This is a genomic window from Steroidobacter gossypii, from assembly GCF_016801985.1.
In the GTDB taxonomy this organism is placed as follows: domain Bacteria; phylum Pseudomonadota; class Gammaproteobacteria; order Steroidobacterales; family Steroidobacteraceae; genus Steroidobacter; species Steroidobacter gossypii.
The window spans coordinates 477326-492920 of record NZ_JAEVLS010000005.1; the positions used below are offsets into that span (position 1 = coordinate 477326).

13 protein-coding genes, 1 other RNA gene and 1 riboswitch are annotated in these 15595 nt (G+C 63.1%); of the genes, 4 read left to right on the forward strand and 10 right to left on the reverse strand.

Going from position 1 to position 15595, the window contains the following annotated elements; genetic code table 11:
* Window positions 1-7: 7 nt before the first annotated feature.
* The 6 genes from JM946_RS22455 to rsmI form a co-directional block, all read right to left on the reverse strand.
* Window positions 8-1735, reverse strand: coding sequence for a peptidoglycan D,D-transpeptidase FtsI family protein (locus JM946_RS22455; protein WP_203169614.1), 1728 nt, complete (start codon window positions 1733-1735; stop codon window positions 8-10).
* A gap of 7 nt (window positions 1736-1742) precedes the next feature.
* Window positions 1743-2009, reverse strand: a complete 267-nt coding sequence (gene ftsL, locus JM946_RS22460; RefSeq protein WP_203169615.1) for a cell division protein FtsL — start codon at window positions 2007-2009, stop codon at window positions 1743-1745.
* Window positions 2006-2935 (reverse strand): 16S rRNA (cytosine(1402)-N(4))-methyltransferase RsmH, encoded by a 930-nt coding sequence (rsmH, locus tag JM946_RS22465; protein WP_203169616.1) that lies wholly within the window; start codon window positions 2933-2935, stop codon window positions 2006-2008. The genes ftsL and rsmH overlap by 4 nt, the downstream gene beginning before the upstream one ends.
* A gap of 9 nt (window positions 2936-2944) precedes the next feature.
* On the reverse strand, window positions 2945-3400 hold the full coding sequence (mraZ, locus tag JM946_RS22470; protein WP_203169617.1) for a division/cell wall cluster transcriptional repressor MraZ: 456 nt from the start codon (window positions 3398-3400) through the stop codon (window positions 2945-2947).
* Between the two features lie 1131 nt (window positions 3401-4531).
* An RNA gene (rnpB, locus tag JM946_RS22475) (RNase P RNA component class A) lies at window positions 4532-4916 on the reverse strand.
* 50 nt (window positions 4917-4966) lie between these two features.
* A complete protein-coding gene (gene rsmI / locus JM946_RS22480; protein WP_203169618.1) occupies window positions 4967-5851 on the reverse strand; it encodes a 16S rRNA (cytidine(1402)-2'-O)-methyltransferase in 885 nt (294 codons plus the stop codon).
* Between the two features lie 101 nt (window positions 5852-5952).
* Here rsmI and JM946_RS22485 point away from each other — a divergent pair, with 101 nt between their 5' ends.
* The 4 genes from JM946_RS22485 to JM946_RS22500 all read left to right on the forward strand — a co-directional run bounded on the left by JM946_RS22485 (window position 5953) and on the right by JM946_RS22500 (window position 9418).
* Window positions 5953-7809: a penicillin-binding protein activator gene (locus tag JM946_RS22485; protein ID WP_203169619.1), complete on the forward strand. Its 1857-nt coding sequence runs from the start codon at window positions 5953-5955 to the stop codon at window positions 7807-7809.
* 195 nt (window positions 7810-8004) lie between these two features.
* Entirely contained in the window at window positions 8005-8373 is a 369-nt protein-coding gene (locus tag JM946_RS22490) for a YraN family protein (protein WP_203169620.1), read from the forward strand.
* Window positions 8374-8413: 40 nt separating this feature from the next.
* Window positions 8414-8599, forward strand: coding sequence for a CPXCG motif-containing cysteine-rich protein (locus JM946_RS22495; RefSeq protein WP_203169621.1), 186 nt, complete (start codon window positions 8414-8416; stop codon window positions 8597-8599).
* A gap of 48 nt (window positions 8600-8647) precedes the next feature.
* A complete protein-coding gene (locus tag JM946_RS22500) occupies window positions 8648-9418 on the forward strand; it encodes a hypothetical protein (RefSeq protein ID WP_203169622.1) in 771 nt (256 codons plus the stop codon).
* Between the two features lie 24 nt (window positions 9419-9442).
* Here the strand turns inward: JM946_RS22500 and JM946_RS22505 are convergent, their stop codons facing one another.
* Genes JM946_RS22505 through JM946_RS22520 form a run of 4 tightly spaced genes read right to left on the reverse strand, consistent with a single transcriptional unit; the run spans window position 9443 to window position 15280 of the window.
* Complete coding sequence (locus JM946_RS22505; RefSeq protein WP_203169623.1) at window positions 9443-10204, reverse strand: inositol monophosphatase family protein; 762 nt, start codon at window positions 10202-10204, stop codon at window positions 9443-9445.
* A gap of 50 nt (window positions 10205-10254) precedes the next feature.
* Complete coding sequence (locus tag JM946_RS22510; protein ID WP_203169624.1) at window positions 10255-10563, reverse strand: DUF2149 domain-containing protein; 309 nt, start codon at window positions 10561-10563, stop codon at window positions 10255-10257.
* Window positions 10560-10997: a MotA/TolQ/ExbB proton channel family protein gene (locus JM946_RS22515; RefSeq protein WP_203169625.1), complete on the reverse strand. Its 438-nt coding sequence runs from the start codon at window positions 10995-10997 to the stop codon at window positions 10560-10562. Before JM946_RS22515 ends, JM946_RS22510 begins: the two co-directional genes overlap by 4 nt.
* Window positions 10994-15280, reverse strand: coding sequence for a cobaltochelatase subunit CobN (locus JM946_RS22520; protein WP_203169626.1), 4287 nt, complete (start codon window positions 15278-15280; stop codon window positions 10994-10996). The genes JM946_RS22515 and JM946_RS22520 overlap by 4 nt, the downstream gene beginning before the upstream one ends.
* Before the next feature lie 107 nt (window positions 15281-15387).
* Window positions 15388-15573: riboswitch (cobalamin riboswitch) on the reverse strand.
* Window positions 15574-15595 lie beyond the last annotated feature (22 nt).

Consider the following 15595-nt stretch of genomic DNA (forward strand, 5'->3'; position numbering starts at 1 on the left):
GGCTTCCTCATGGGTTGGCCTGCACCAGCGTGGTGGCAGGCAGTCGATCCAGACCATCGGGCGGCACGCCCATCAAACGCAGCGCGCCCGCCATCACATTGGCAAACACCGGCGCGGCCACGTCGCCGCCGTAATATTTCTTGCCGCTCGGCTCGTCGATCACGACGATGGCGGCCAGCCGCGGATGGCTCGCGGGCACGACGCCGCCGAACGACGCTTTGTAACGTTCAGTGGAATAGGAGCCGGCGTCGGCAGTCCAGGCAGTGCCGGTCTTGCCAGCCACGCGATAGCCCACCAGCGAGGCGCGCTTGCCGCTGCCTTCGGACGAGACGACGCTCTCCATCATCTCCAGCAATTCTTTGGCGACGCGCGGATCGATGACCTGTTCACCCGGCACCGGCTCCTCGACCTTGCGCAACGTCACCGGCCGCTTGACGCCGTAGGCGCCGAGCGTCGCGTAAGCGCGCGCCAGTTGCAGCGGAGTGACCGACAGACCATATCCATAAGAGATGGTGGCCTGGCCGATCTTGCGCCAGTGCGAGTGGTCGTTCAGCAAACCGGCCGACTCGCCTGGAAAACCGCTGCCGGAGACTTCGCCGAAGCCGAACGCGGACAGCGTCTCCTGCATGGTCTTGGGCGACAGGTTCATGGCCATCTTGGTCATGCCGACGTTGCTCGACTTGGCCAGCACGGTGGTCAGCGTGATCGGGCCGAGGTTGTGATGGTCCGGAATTCTCTTGATGCCCACCTGCACGAAGCCCGGCGAAGTATCGATGACGGTGTTGCCGTGATAGCGCCCGGACGCGAGGCCGGCGGCGGCAATGAACGGCTTGATGCTCGAACCCGGCTCGAAGATGTCAGTCGCCGCGCGATTGCGATAGCGCGAGGCCGCGACCTGATCGCGATCGTTCGGGTTGTAGGCCGGCTGATTCACCATGGCCAGCACTTCGCCGGTCTCGATGTCGAGCACGATCACCGTGCCGGCCTTGGCGCCATGTTCCTGAACCGCCGCTTTCAGTTCGCGATAGGCGAGGTACTGGATGCGCAGGTCGATGCTGGTGATCAGGTCGCCGCCCGGGTGCGGAGCGCGAATGCTTTCGACGTCTTCCACGGTGCGGCCGAGCCGATCCTGAATGACGCGCTTGGCGCCCGGCTCGGCGCCCAGCCAGCGGTCGTAAGCCAGCTCCAGGCCTTCCTGACCGATGTCGTCGTATCTCTTGGTGAAGCCAAGCAGATGGCCGGTGACTTCGCCCGCCGGATAGAAGCGCTGGTATTCACGCTGCAGGTACACGCCCGGGATCTTCAGATCCTTGACCTGCGCGGCGTCGCTCGGGCGCATGTGGCGCACCAGATAAACGAACTCTCGATCCAGATTGCTGGTGATCAGCTGCGTCAGCCACTTCTTGTCGCGATTCAAAGCTTCGGCCAGCAGCGGAATCTGATCCGCCGCCTTCATCACTTCCGACGGATTCGCCCAGACCGTGTCCACCGGCATGCTGGCGGCCAGCGGCTCGCCGTTGCGATCGTAGATATCGCCGCGGTTGGCGGTGAGCTTGGCAATGCGGGTGTAACGCGCGTCGCCCTGGCCTTCGAGGAAACCTTGATCGAGGACCTGCAAATCCACTGCGCGCGCGACCAGGCCGGTGGCGATCAGCACCAGCGTGACGAGCACGAACCGCAGCCGTCCGCGGTACTGCTCGGGTGAAAATTGTTTGCCCTCGTCGCGACGGATCATGCTTTCCTCAGGGCTTCACAATCCGAACTTCATCGGGCCGCGGCACCACCATCTGCAGATTGACGCGCGCGGTCTGTTCCACTCGCCCATGCATCGCAAAGGCGCTCTGCTCCAGCTTCAGCTGGCCCCATTCGATATCGAGCCGGTCGCGCTCGGCGTGCAGGCCCTGCAACTCGATGAACAAGTTGCGCGCCTCGTGCTTGCTCCACACGACCGCGATCGCAGCCGCCAGCAGTCCCGCCCACAACACCGCCATGGCCACTTTGCCGCTCATGCCGCCAACCTCTCGGCGACTCGCATCACCGCGCTACGGGCACGGGGATTGGCGGCCACTTCCGCTTCGCTCGGATGGATCGGCTTGCCGATCCGGCGCAATTTCGGACGGGCGTGCGCGGGCACGTCGGGCAAGCCGGCGTACACGGGATCTTCTTGTGACTGCTCCTGCATGAAACGTTTGACGATGTTGTCTTCGAGCGAATGAAAACTGATCACCGCGAGCCGCCCCTTGGGCGCCAACGCGGTCAAGCTGCCGGCCAGTGCGGCGCGAATTTCCTCGAACTCGTGATTCACCTGAATACGAATGGCCTGAAACGTCCGCGTGGCCGGGTGTTTGCCCGGCTCGCGCGTCGGAATGGACTGCGCAACGATCTCGGCTAACTGCAACGTACGAACGATGGGCGCCTCGCGACGCGCGTTGACGATCGCGCGCGCGATGCGCCTGGCGAACCTTTCCTCACCGAATTCCTTGATGACCCGGACCAGCTCGTGCTCCGGGGCCTTCGCCACGAAGTCCGCCGCGGTGGCGCCGGAAGAAACATCCATGCGCATGTCGAGCGGACCGTCCTGAGTGAAACTGAACCCGCGCGCGGCTTCGTCCAGCTGCGGCGACGACACGCCCAGATCGAGCAGCACGCCGTCGATGGCGCCCGTCAGCCCCATTTGCGCCACCACCGCGCCCAATCGCGAAAACGCACTGCTCACCAAAGTCATCCGCCCATCGTTGGCGAAGCGTTCGCGCCCTGCGGCAATCGCCGCCGGGTCCCGATCGAATGCAATCACAGCTCCCTGCGGCCCGATTCGCTCCAGGATCGCGGCGCTGTGGCCGCCACGACCGAAAGTCGCGTCGAGATAGCGGCCGCCCTCGCGTAGCTCGAGCGCGGCCAGCACTTCCTGCAGAAGCACCGGCGTGTGCGACAACATGACCGGGCCTTACAACGACAGCGATTCGAGCTCGGGGGGCAGATCCTCGGCGGTTTCGTCGACCTTCAGCCACTGCTCGCGGCTGTCGTTCCACAACGCCTCGTCCCACAGCTCGAACCGGTTGCCCTGACCAATCAGCATCGCGGTGCGCGACAGCGTCGCGTACTCACGCAGGCTCGGCGGAATCAGGATGCGGCCGCTGGAGTCCAGCTCCAGGTCCGTGGCGTGACCGATCATCAGGCGCTGCAGCCGGCGCGCGACCGGATTCAAGGTCGGCAGGCGACGCAACTTCAGCTCGATCTCTTCCCACTCCGGCAGCGGATAAATGAGCAGACAGCGGTCGGCGCGATCGACGGTCGCGATCAGCCGGCCATTGGAGCGCTCCACGATGCGCTCGCGATAGCGCGTGGGCATGGCGAGCCTGCCCTTGCTATCGAGAGTGACCTTGTTGGCGCCCCTGAACATGCCCCACTAACCCACGCATTCCCACTTTTTCCCACCGAACTGCACTATAGGTACACGGCTCACCCGGGTCAAAAAAATTTGGGGCATTTCCTGTTTAGCGACAGGCACTTAGAGCCGGAAGCTGGCGCCCTCAGCGAAAACCTTCAAAGGCGCTGTGTCAGAAATCAGGGGGTTAGGAAAGGTTCTTTGCGTGGCGCTGCACGAGTAGCAGGGTTTGCCCGAGGCTGTGTTTTCAACCAGTACAGGGAAAACCTTAACGCTTCGAAATGCGCAATCGGGGGGCGATGCGCGGCTGCATTGCTACCTGAATGGGGCGAATCGTGGCTCTGTGGTTCGTGAGGAATTTATCGACAGTTATGGGTAAATGGGTGTCTGTCGGGTCCTCTTACATGAACGGTGGTTAGTAAAAGTTAACGTTGTTTCGGACCATCGATGGCCGCGAGGCAACTCTGACCTGGCTCCGCTGGTCGAGCCTAGGGCGAGTTCGAGGCGGGGCTCGCGGCGGCGGCGGTGGCCTGAGGTTGGGGTTTGCTTCGGAGGTGGGCTGGTGGCGGCGGTGGCTTGAAGTTGGAGTGCGCTTCGGAGGTGGGCTGGTGGCGGCGGTGGCTGGCGGAGGCCAGGGTGGGCGAGCTCCTTCGGGCACCGTGCTCCCCTCGGCCGCGCTGGCGCGCGCCCGAGGGGTCCCGTCCCTGGGCGCACTGCGGCGAAAACATCCCTCTTTTTCGACGCTGCCCGAAGAAGCTCGCCCACCCTGGCCTCCGCCTCCGGCGTTCGGTTCGGCCGCCCGGAGGCTCGGAATGCAGCGGCGCATCTCGTTCCTGCGTTCAGCTCGAATGCTTGGGTCGAGGAGAACCTGAACAGTCAGCGTCGCCTTCTTTCCGGCTCCGAAGCGGGGTGGCGGAGGCCACCGACGCGGAGGCGGTGGGTGTCGGGGGGAAGTGTTCTCCCGGCAAATGGGATCGACAGGGATGTCGACCCATTAGCGCTACATGGACGTACAAGCAGCGCGCGAGCGACAGCGACGCGCGGCGGGTGCAGCGGTGCCGGGAGGACACTTCGCCTCGACACCCGCCGCGAACCACCGAGGCCTCTCAACGGCCGAGGCTCGAACCAAGCGAAGTGCAAATTGAGAAAAGGAGTCGGCCGATAAGCCGGGTTCTGTCGAGGACAACCATTCATCTGCGATACGCGTCACCGCGTACCTCCAGCGACCTACCCGGGAGTCTGTGTGGGCCACACATGCGATCCAGCCGAAGCTGAACCGCGCGCTCCCCTATTTGGTCTTGCTCCGGGCGGGGTTTACCGTGCCACCGAGTGTTACCACCGGCGCGGTGCGCTCTTACCGCACCCTTTCACCCTTACCGGCGCGCAGCCGAAGCCGCGCGCTTAGGCGGTTTGCTTTCTGTTGCACTTTCCGTGGACTCACGTCCCCCAGGTGTTACCTGGCGCCTTGCCCTAGGAGCCCGGACTTTCCTCCACCCTTGCAAGCAAGAGCAGCGGTTGCCTGGCCGACTCCGCCAGTAATGATACAGAAGTGGGTGGAAAGTTCCGGCAGATCTTGCGCAACTACTCCTCGCGCTTGCCACCACTCAACTGCGTGGCTCGCGCGTACAAGTCGCCGCGCTTCTCTCCCGTCAATTTTGCAGCGATTTTCGCTGCCTGCGACGGCGGCAGCTCTTCGAGTAGCGTGCGAAGCAGTTGATCGGCGTTGAAGCTTTGCGCGCTGCTCGCTGGAGCAGTGTTGCCACTGACGATGATGACGATCTCACCGCGCGCCATATCGGCATTTTTCTCGGCGATTTCACAGAGCTGCGCGAGCGTCCCGGTGTACGTCGTCTCGAATCGCTTGGTGAGCTCACGACTCACCGAAGCCGCACGCTCAGCGCCGAATTCCGCCGCAAGATCTCGAAGCACCTCGACCAACCGATGCGGCGCTTCGTAAAAAATCATCGTACGCGCCTCGTTCAACAACTCGCGCAACCGAGTCACGCGAGCTGCGCTTTTCGCAGGCAAAAAGCCCTCGAAAACGAAACGATCGGTCGGCAAGCCCGCAATCGACAACGCCGCGATGGCAGCACACGGCCCCGGCACGACGGCCATCGAAACGCCGCGCGCACGAGCGTTGGCCACCAGATCGAAGCCCGGATCGCTGATCAGCGGCGTTCCGGCATCGGACACCAGAGCAATCGATTCGCCCGCCAGCAAGCGCGAAATCAGCGCCTCGCTCTTGTGCATCTCGTTGTGCTCGTGCAACGAAGTGAGAGCTGTATCGATGCCGAACGCTTGCAACAATTGCCGAGTGTGCCGCGTATCTTCCGCTGCGATCAGCTGAACGCGCGACAACACCTCGCGCGCCCGCGCACTGAGGTCGCCGAGGTTGCCAATCGGCGTGGCAACGACGTACAGCGTGCCGGGCTCTACCGCAGATTCGGTGCTAAATCCAGGGCTCATGCACTGTCTCTACTTGTGCGCATAACTTCTATAATGCCCGCAGCGGCGCTTGCCGAGAGGTTGACGTGGAAATGAATGGCACAAAGATGGCTCGACGGGCGATGACTGCACTCGCCTCCATCATACTGGCGATTGCCGTCACCGCATGCACGCCGACACGCGTGGTCGAGGACTCGCCGGCCGTCGTGACGGACCGTCAAGTCGATCAGGCCGAGACACTGTCTCGAAAGGGCGACTTCAAGGGCGCCGCGCGCACCTATGAAAACCTGGCCGCGCAATCGCCCGGCGAATTACGGGATCGCTTTCTTCTGCGTGCCGCTCGGGAATATGTCCGTGCTGACGACACGGCTCGCGCCACGACGCTGTTGAATCAGGTCAGCGCCTCACTGCCTCGTGCGGATTTCGGCTTGCGTTCACTTGTCGCAGCCGAGCTGGCGCTGCGCGGCGGTCGTGGCGACCGAGCACTCGCTGAGCTCGATCGCATTCCGCAACCGATTCCTCGTGAGCTGTCGCCGGACGTTCTGGAACTTCGCGCTCGCGCACTGTTCGCGCTGAATCGTCCGGCCGCAGGCGTAAGCACCGCGCTCGAACGCGAGCGCACGCTGAGCACGCAGGAAGAGATTCGTGCGAATCAGCGCTTGATCTGGCAGGGCTTGCAGAAGAGCGCGGCTGGCAATGCCGACTTCACGCCGCCTGCGGGTGCGAGCCAGACAGTGACGGGTTGGCTCGATCTCGGCCGTGCGGCGCTGGGAACGGCGCGCAATCCGTTCTCCGCGAATGAAGATATCGCGCAGTGGCGCACTCGCTACCCCTCGCACCCGGCCAATTCGCTGCTCGCCGAAGACGTCTTGCCGCAGCTCAATATCGGCCTCGACTATCCGACGCAAATTGCGCTGATTCTGCCGCTGTCCGGACGCCAGCAAGCCGCCGGCATGGCGGTGCGCGACGGCTTCTTGGCTGCTCTGTTGCAGCAGGAGGCGAGTCGTCGGCCATTGTTGAATGTTTATGACTCCGCCGAGATGGGTGCGACCACGGCGTATCGTCAAGCCGTTGCCGATGGCGCGCAGTTCATCGTCGGGCCGCTGACGAAGGATGAAGTGACGGCGATCGCCACTTCCGGCGAGACATCGGTGCTCACGTTGGCGCTCAATCAAACCAACGAAAATGTTTCTCCCCCGCCGATGCTGTTCCAGTTCTCGCTCGATCCGGAGGAAGAAGCCCGCCAGGTGGCGCAACGGGTGACGGCCGACGGCCGCATGCGTGGGCTGGTGTTGCTGCCCAACAATGAATGGGGTCAGCGCGTGTTTCGTGCTTTCGATACCGAGTTGAAGACGCTGGGCGGCCAGATCGCGGGCATGAAGTTTTACGATCCGGCAGCTCGTGACTATTCGCAGCCGATCACCGAGCTGCTGTTGATCAATGAGAGTCGCGCGCGGGCGAATGCATTGTTTGCAGCGCTCGGCACGCGCATGGAATTCGAACCGCGTCGTCGCGGCGATGCGCAGTTTGTATTCGTCGGGGCTCAGCCGGTGCAGGGTCGTTCGCTGCGGCCCGCGCTGCGTTTTCACATGGCTGAAGAGCTCGCGGTGTATGCGACGTCGGATATCTTCGAGCCGGATGCGCAGGGGAACAACGATCTCGAAGGTGTAATCTTTCCGGATATGCCTTGGGTGATTTCTCCCGACGCCGCATCGAGCCAGCTGCGCACCACCCTCAGCCGCCACTGGCCCGTTCGCGCTCGCGGCCGCGGTCGTTTGTATGCTTTCGGTTTCGATGCATGCCGCATCGTGCCCCTGCTCAAAGCCGGCCAATTCGGCAGCGCCCACGCCATCCCCGGCATGACCGGCCTGCTGTCCATCGATGAGAACGGTCACGTCAAGCGCGAGCTCGACTGGGCCAAGGTCTCCGGCGGCCGCGCCACCCCCCTCGGCACCGCCGCCACCGCGTCAGTGAGATAGCCAAGCACCAGTTGGCGTAGCCGATGTAGTTGGCGGCCGCGCCGCGCCACATGCGATGCCGGCCGAAAGGAGCGGTACACCATTCGGCGACGCCAGCCACACGCAGCAACCTGCCGTTTTGAGGAGATAACCGATCTTCCGCCGCCGCTCCGAGCTGGCACGCTGGTGCCAGGTTTGGTTGCGGCGGAGTGGAGCATGGACGACTGGGAACGAAAGGCCATCGGCCTGCTCGGGGAAGAGCTGGCGCTCGCGCATCTCACATCGCATGGCCTGAACCTGATCGTTCGCAACTATCGGGCCAAGGTGGGCGAGCTCGACCTGGTCATGCTCGATGGCCAGACCCTGGTGTTCGTGGAAGTGCGGTGCCGCTCGAGCCAGCAGTACGGCGGCCCGGCAGCATCGATCACCTGGCAAAAGCAACGAAGGCTCGTCAAAGCCGCCGAGCATCTGCTCATGAAACGCGCTGAACTGCGCCGCTACCCGGCGCGTTTCGACGTGGTCGCCATCGCCACCGGCGAACCCGAGGCCAAAGTCGACTGGATCAAGAGCGCATTCACGCTATAGCCTGTAACGAGGCCAGGCGCCTGCGACCAGAGACCCCATCATGCTCGAGACCACCGCTGAAACCACCTGCCCCCATTGCGGCGAATCCATCACGTTGTTTCTGGATCTCTCGGTGGAGTCCCAGGAGTACATCGAGGATTGCTCCGTTTGCTGCCAGCCCATGACGGTTTATTACAGCGCCGAAGGCGGCGAGCTCGCCGAGCTGCGGGTGGAATCGGCGAACTGAGACCTCCGGCCTGTCGGGCGCCGGGCGGCAGCGGGTAAGGTCGTACGCATGTGGCGCAAACTCCGCATTCTGCTCCTGCTGCTGATCCTGCTCATCGTCGCTCTGAACACGTACTTCGATCGCGTGTACTCCACCGACTGGAATATTCCTCTGCGGGTCACCGTCTACCCGATCAACGGCGACGGCAGCGACAACGTCGCTGAGTTCATCAGCCAGCTGAAGCCGGATCGGTTCCAGAACCTGGAGGCGTTCTTCGACGAAGAAGCCAGCCACTGGGGCATCGCCCTGGAGCAGCCGGTTCAATTCAAGTCGGCGCCGCTTCTCGAGAAGAATCCACCAGCGCTGGATCGCGACGCAAACATGCTGAGCATCCTGTGGTGGAGCCTGCGCATGCGCTACTGGGCGTGGCAATCTCCCGAGCTGCCCGGGGCCGCGCCGGACATCAAACTGTTCGTCGTCTATCACGATCCCGCGCTCACCCCGACGGTGGCGCACTCGATAGGCATGCAGAAAGGTTTGTATGCTGTGGTGAATATATTCGCCGATCCCTCGATGACCGGCTCGAACGACGTCATCACCGCGCACGAGTTGTTACATACGCTGGGCGCGACCGACAAATACGATCCCGATAACAGCCAGCCGCTCAATCCCACAGGGTACGCCGAACCCGACAAACAGCCCTTGTTGCCGCAGGATTACGCGGAACTCATGGGCGGCCGCATTCCGGTGACGAGCGCCGAATCCACCGTCCCGGAGTCGCTCAACCAGGTCGTGGTGGGTCCAATCACCGCCGCGGAAATCGGCTGGCACAAGGAATGATCGAGCCCCCCAAGCCGGATCCGCTCAGCGCAGCGCGTCGAGCACGGTCGAGTGCAATTTGCCGTTGCTGGCAAGCACGGAGGTGGTCTGCAACGTCAACGCATTCCCGTCCAGATCGGTGAACCTGCCACCGGCCGCCGTGACGATGACCGAGCACGCCGCCACATCCAGAATGCTCACGTCCGATTCGACGACCACGTCGATCTTGCCCGCCGCCAGCAAGTGATAATGCAGGAAGTCGCCGTAGCCCCGAATGCGGTGCGCCCGAGCGACCAGCTTGCCGAAGCGATCCCATCGCGGCCCGCTCGCCAGCGTCTTCAAATTGCCCGCGGAGATGGCGCCCGTCTCGATGCTGTCGATCTCGCTGACCTTGAGCGGCTGATCGTTCAACCACGCGCCTTTGCCGAGCTCACCCCAGGCAAGCTCGCCATACACCGGCGCGGACGAAACGCCGAGGATGAATTGACCGCGATGCATGAGCGCGATCTGCGTCGAGAAAAACGGATACTCGCGCACGAACGCCTTGGTGCCGTCGATGGGATCGACCAGCCACAGGTACTCCGCATCCATGGCGCTCTGCCCCGTTTCCTCGCCATAGAAGCCATGCGAGGGAAACTTCGAGCGGATGACACTGTGGATGACCTTCTCGGTTTCCACGTCCGCCTCGGTAACCGGGGTCTTGTCAGCCTTGATGGTGACCTGCACGTTGCGCTGGTAGTAGCGACGAATGACGTCGGCGCCGGCGCGGGCAGCCTCGAGGGCGGTGGTCAGAAACGGCGAGTTCATTGATTGACACTGTGAAGTACGGCGAAGGTCGCCCGATGTCGCCCAGTGTACTACTGGCCGACCAGAATCAGCTTCCCGGTCTTCGGATCCCGATAAACCTGCCCGACCGGCTCCATCCCGGCGCCTGCGGCCTGGCCGCGCAGCCCCTCCGGCAGCTCGGCCAACTCACGACCCGGTTCGACCAGTTGCTTCCCGCCCTCGGCATTGCTCGATGTCATGTCGAGCGCCGGTTGCGCCGACACCAGCGCAACGATCAGGCCACAGATGAACACCAGCATGATGTCTACGAGATTGACCAACGAGGCCTGCGGATCCTCGGGCGTTTCATCGAAGCGAGTGCTGGTCCAACGTCGCCTCATTGCTGTCGTTCCCAACGTAGCAAGGCCTCGTCATACCAACGCCGGCGTAGCCGACCGACGATGAACCCGACCACACCGGCTGCAAGCCCGAGCACCGTGGCGTCGAACGCGGTCAGCATCGCCTCGGCCAGCAGATTTAGATTGCCATTGCTCAGCGCCGTCAGCCCGGGACCGAGCGAGATCAGCGTCGCCATCAAGCCGAGCATGGGCGAGGTGCGAGTGAGAATGTCGGCGCGCTCGATGCGTCGATGTGCTCGACGCTCGATGGCGCCGACATCCGCTGGCCGCTCGTGCCGACGCAACAATCCTCGCTCACCCAACAGCACCCCGATATCGACGCAGGCGAGCGCGACACAAACAAACAATCCGATGACGACCGGCACCAGCAGGAGCGGCACCAGTGCGTGTGTCCATTGAACAATGAACGAACTCATGCGGAGCGACCTTTCGGTACAACGTAGCGTCCGCGCAGATATCCGGCGGACAGGAGCACGGCCGTGGCCATCACGATGATTGCCAGACCCCACGGCGAACGCGCGGCCGAGATCTGGCCCTCAGCCTGCTGCCGAGCTGGTTCGTTCGCAGGCTGCAGCTCGGTCATGGTCGTCGGCGTCGCGGCCGCCGTGGCCTGCACGCGTGCACGCTCCAACAACTGTTTCAGCGGTTCGATCTGATCGGCCCGCAGATACGGCTGCACCCACTGAAACACCGGATGATCCGGCTGCGTGTGACCGCTGCCCGGCAAGCCATGTTCCAGCAGCAGATCCACCCATTGCTGACTCAGCTGCTGCAAGGTTGCGGCATCGGTCTGCCAGAACTGTTTCTCGGCCGCGACCAGCAGGATGGCCATCATGTTGGTTTTCACATGCACGCTGGAGCCCTGCTCCAGAAACCGATCCAGTCCCAGCCCGTGCGCGTCGTCCAGATACACCTGCTTGACCTCGTCCCAGGCCCAGCTCTTGATCACGTCGGGATTGGTGACCTGCCAGCCCCACAGGTATTCCATGAACTCGCTGCCCATGGTGCGTGCACCCGCGTATCCATGCTGCATTAGAGGCTTGATCCACGCTGGATTCAGATAGCGACCTCGCAGCTCTGCAAGCAAGGCGGCAGGCAACGGCTGCATCTGCGGCTGCGACGGGTTGGAATGATCGGCGACGTGACTCGCGGGCACGCGCCCACTCAATGTTTCCACCGCGAGACTTAGGCCGCCGAGGTAGTCGAACGCGTCATTGTTATCCATCAGGCCGTAGAGATTGCTGGAACGGCCGAGGTAAGTGTTACGCACGGCGCGCAGGTTGTTTCTCAACAGCGCCTGCTGTGCCTGGCTGGCGCCATCCGCCGAGTACGCATGGCCGATGCGATCGATGTAGATCTTCGCGAGCTCTTTGCGATCGTGCCAACTCCCCGATCGTTCGACGGCGCGATTGATGCCGGCGCTGTAGTCGCCGGGCGAAGTGCCGAACACGCGCAAGCTGGCCTGCTTGCCGGCCTCCGCATGGCCGACGCCTTGCTTGATCAAGACCGATGTTTCATTCACCCAGTGCCGCGCGACATGATTGCGCGACAACGGCTCGTCACCGGGACGCGCCAACTGACCCAACGGCGCCAATGCCGCCCGCAGCGATGTCACGAGATCGGGGCGGTTGCGCTCGATGGTGCGACGACTGCCGTCCAGCGCCAGCAACACGGCTTTGTCGAGCCAGACGATTTGCTGGCCGAACAGATCACGAAACAAACCAGACGTGACGAAGACTGTATCGGCGCGCACACCCACCTCGGTCAAGGGCAATCGTTGCAGACCCGCGACGATGCCGCGACTGTTCCATTGCGGGGCCACGCCCAGCAGTGACAGCCCGAATCCCACCATGGCGCCTTCATCGCGCACCGAATCGGAAGCCCAAAGAATCACTGCCTCCTTGCCACCCTCTTGCACCTTCTGGCGTGCTTCAGCCGCAAGCGTGGAGCCGAGGGTGTAACCGAGCCGCGAAGGAATCAGGCTGTTGTCGAGGCCATGGAAATTTCGTCCTGTCGGCAGCGCCTCGGCATTGCGAATCGGATCGTTGCCGGGTCCTGCGGCAATGAATCGCCCCGACAGTCCATGCAACAGCGCACGCATTTCATGGGTAGGCGAGCTCTGCAGGTTCCGATGCAGGGCCTGATCGCCTTCGTCCGCCTTCATGGACGCCAGCATAGTTTGCAGTGCTTCCGGGGTCCACGGCTTGCCAAACACGTGCAACCCCAGCGGCATGAAATCTTCCTGCAGATGCGTGAGGTAGTGGCCTATCTCGTGCACCAGCAACTCGTCATCCGCCTGTTCGAACGAGATGCCACGCACCTTCAGCTCTGCATCCATGCTCGCAGTCAGCGCATCCTTCAGATGCAGCTCGTCGATCAGGCCACGCATCGCGGCGGCCGCCTGCTTGCGCAGTGCTGGGTTGTTCGAGGATTCGTAACTCTCCACCAGCTGTCGCAGGCGCAAGAGATCGTCGTAAAGCGGCGTCGCGGTGAGCGGCGGGATCAAATGATCGACGACCACGGCGAGGCCGCGTCGCTTCGCCTGCAGCCCCTCGCCCACGCCGTCGACGATATAGGGATAGATGCCAGGAATATCGCCCGCGATCAGAGCGGGATAATCGAGCTCATCCTGGCCGACACCTTTGCGTGGCAGGAACTCATAGGTCGAATGCCGTCCCAGATGCACGATGGCGTCCGCGCGGAACTCATGGCGCAACCAGAAATAAAACGCCAGATATTGATGCGTGGGTGGGATGCTGGTGTTGGCGTGGAGCAGTTCCTCGTTCAACTCCCAGCCGCGCGGCGGCTGCGGACCAACGAAGACCTTGCCGAAACGCACCCCCGGCAGCACCAACTTGCCTTGGTTCACCATGACGTTGCCCGGCAACTTGCCCCAGCCGCGCAAACCTTCGATGCCGGTGGCGGCAATGGCGCGGGTCAGGGATTCGATGCGCGCATCGTTTCCGCCCTGGGCCAGCTGGATTTCGTAGGCCGCCTGCAGCTGCTGAACCAGATCCATCGCGCGAGCGCGCGCCGGATGTTGAGCGCCCTCGAGCAAATGCTCGACTTCGTGCAACGTGCGAGTCACTTGCCCGCGCGCTTCCTGTGGCAGACGAGCGGCTTGCGCAGCCTCGACGTTTGCCTGGAGCAGCGCCAACGGACCGCCTGTCATTTCCTTCTGCAAGGCTCGAGGCAACGTCTCGAACCATGTGGCGTATTGATCGGCGCTGACATTTGCAACCCGCTTCGCCATCGCCCGTAGCACGTCGCCGTGCTGGGGAAGATTCACACCGTCCTGCTGCAATCGTTCCAACAACGCCTCGGGCGAGGCGGGCAACGGCCCGGTGTCGTAGCCCTGGCGCTTCATGGCCTGCAGGATTTCGAGCAGCGACGCCGGCACGTCAAGATTGTCCGCGCCGATGTTGTGACGCCCCGGCGGGTGGTTGTAATAAACAATGGCAACGCGCTTATCGGCGTTCCTTGTTTGTTGCAGGCGAATCCATCGTTCGATACGCGCCGTCAACTGATCCACTTGCGACGGAATCGCAGCGACTCGAGTAACAGCTATGCCAGTGAGTGCATCCACCTGCGCGGCCGCCGCTGCGGCGACCACGATAGGTTGGCCGATCCCCTGCAATTCGGGCATGGCCACGCGATAGTAAACGCTATCCCAGGCCAATCCCTGCTCGGACATACGCCAGCCCTCGGCGGTGACATCGTGCAGACGCAATGCCTTGAACACCGGCACATCGATCTGTTCCAGCGTTCGAGTGGCAGTCGCGCGATCACTGCTGCCGCCGATGATGAAATCCTGCACAGAGACAATCGCGCCCAAGCGAGGGCCGAGCTTGTCACGCAAGACCTCGAGCGCATCGCTGCTCGGCTTGCCCCAGCCGGCCAGCACCGTGAGGCATTCCAGTGAGCGCTCAATCACAGCGCGGCAGATCACGTCGCTCAAGCCAACGTCCGCGTGTTGATCTTCGATCACCGCGACCACGCGCCGGTCGCCTTGAATTCGAAGATTGTCAGCGGTGAGCCACGCGCCGCGGGAATGGATGCGTATGGGCAGCGCATCCTCGACGGGCTTAATGGCCGCGGTTGTCGCGCGATCCTGCTCGGACAACATCAAAGCCAGCAACGACACCAGATTCGGCTCGCCCCGGTTCTGCCAGTACGCGCGCGCCTGGATCCAAGGCGCCAGCTGTGGATGACGCCGAACCGCGTCGACGACCGCTGCAGCGCTCGCATCTTTCTCAGCGGTCAGCGACGACAGCTCCGCATAGCGCGGGTCCTCCTCAACAAACAATCGTTTGCCGCGCCATCGACTGTGTCGTCCAAGCGCAGGATCGCCTGCGACGGCGATAACTTCACGCGCCGGAGCTGTGGGCAACAACGCCTGAACGCGTTGCGCTGTCTCCTTGAATACGGTTGCGAGCAGCAGCGCGTCGGCGCCGCCGATCAGCTCCTGCAACTGTGCGTCGCTCAACGCATCGATCTGCGCAGTGGTGCGAAACACGAGGCGATGTTGCGGCAGACGTTGGTTGAAATCGCGCGCCGCCTGCGCGAGATCGCCGGAGTTGCGTTCGGAAACGACAGCAACCAACGTGGCCGCGAGCGACCCCGGGGCGAACCAGGAAAGCAACAGCAGAAGAAACATTCCGCCCGAACGGCGGCGAGCACGGCAGGATTGCAAGCGCACGATGGGAAATCCTGAAGCCGACCAACGCACGATGCGATCGCCTTCAGATCGCACCGAACCCGTCGTCGCTGCAGGAAATCCCGCTCGCTCAGCACACCCCGGCTGGACGAAGACGACCACGGCAAGCTGGTCTCCTGGCTCGCGGCTTCGCGCCGCTCCATCGCCTTCCCAGGCCCTCGAGCCCAGTGGCCAGCCCCGATGTTTCAGGAGCTTCGATGGCGGCACCGCTTACAGTTGCGGGGGCAGCCCGGGCATTGCACCCGGTTCCCATCACTTGTCGCTGGCGCGCACAGTGCGCGAAAAATGTTCGTTCGT

Excerpts from the sequence above, each read along its gene's own strand:
- JM946_RS22500 (WP_203169622.1), top strand. The coding sequence starts at position 8,648 with ATGTGGCGCAAACTCCGCATTCTGCTCCTGCTGCTGATCCTGCTCATC.
- JM946_RS22485 (WP_203169619.1), top strand. The coding sequence starts at position 5,953 with ATGACTGCACTCGCCTCCATCATACTGGCGATTGCCGTCACCGCATGC.
- JM946_RS22505 (WP_203169623.1), bottom strand. The coding sequence starts at position 10,204 with ATGAACTCGCCGTTTCTGACCACCGCCCTCGAGGCTGCCCGCGCCGGC.
- rsmH (WP_203169616.1), bottom strand. The coding sequence starts at position 2,935 with ATGTTGTCGCACACGCCGGTGCTTCTGCAGGAAGTGCTGGCCGCGCTC.
- ftsL (WP_203169615.1), bottom strand. The coding sequence starts at position 2,009 with ATGAGCGGCAAAGTGGCCATGGCGGTGTTGTGGGCGGGACTGCTGGCG.
- JM946_RS22515 (WP_203169625.1), bottom strand. The coding sequence starts at position 10,997 with ATGAGTTCGTTCATTGTTCAATGGACACACGCACTGGTGCCGCTCCTG.
- mraZ (WP_203169617.1), bottom strand. The coding sequence starts at position 3,400 with ATGTTCAGGGGCGCCAACAAGGTCACTCTCGATAGCAAGGGCAGGCTC.
- JM946_RS22490 (WP_203169620.1), top strand. The coding sequence starts at position 8,005 with ATGGACGACTGGGAACGAAAGGCCATCGGCCTGCTCGGGGAAGAGCTG.
- JM946_RS22455 (WP_203169614.1), bottom strand. The coding sequence starts at position 1,735 with ATGATCCGTCGCGACGAGGGCAAACAATTTTCACCCGAGCAGTACCGC.
- JM946_RS22495 (WP_203169621.1), top strand. The coding sequence starts at position 8,414 with ATGCTCGAGACCACCGCTGAAACCACCTGCCCCCATTGCGGCGAATCC.
- rsmI (WP_203169618.1), bottom strand. The coding sequence starts at position 5,851 with ATGAGCCCTGGATTTAGCACCGAATCTGCGGTAGAGCCCGGCACGCTG.
- JM946_RS22510 (WP_203169624.1), bottom strand. The coding sequence starts at position 10,563 with ATGAGGCGACGTTGGACCAGCACTCGCTTCGATGAAACGCCCGAGGAT.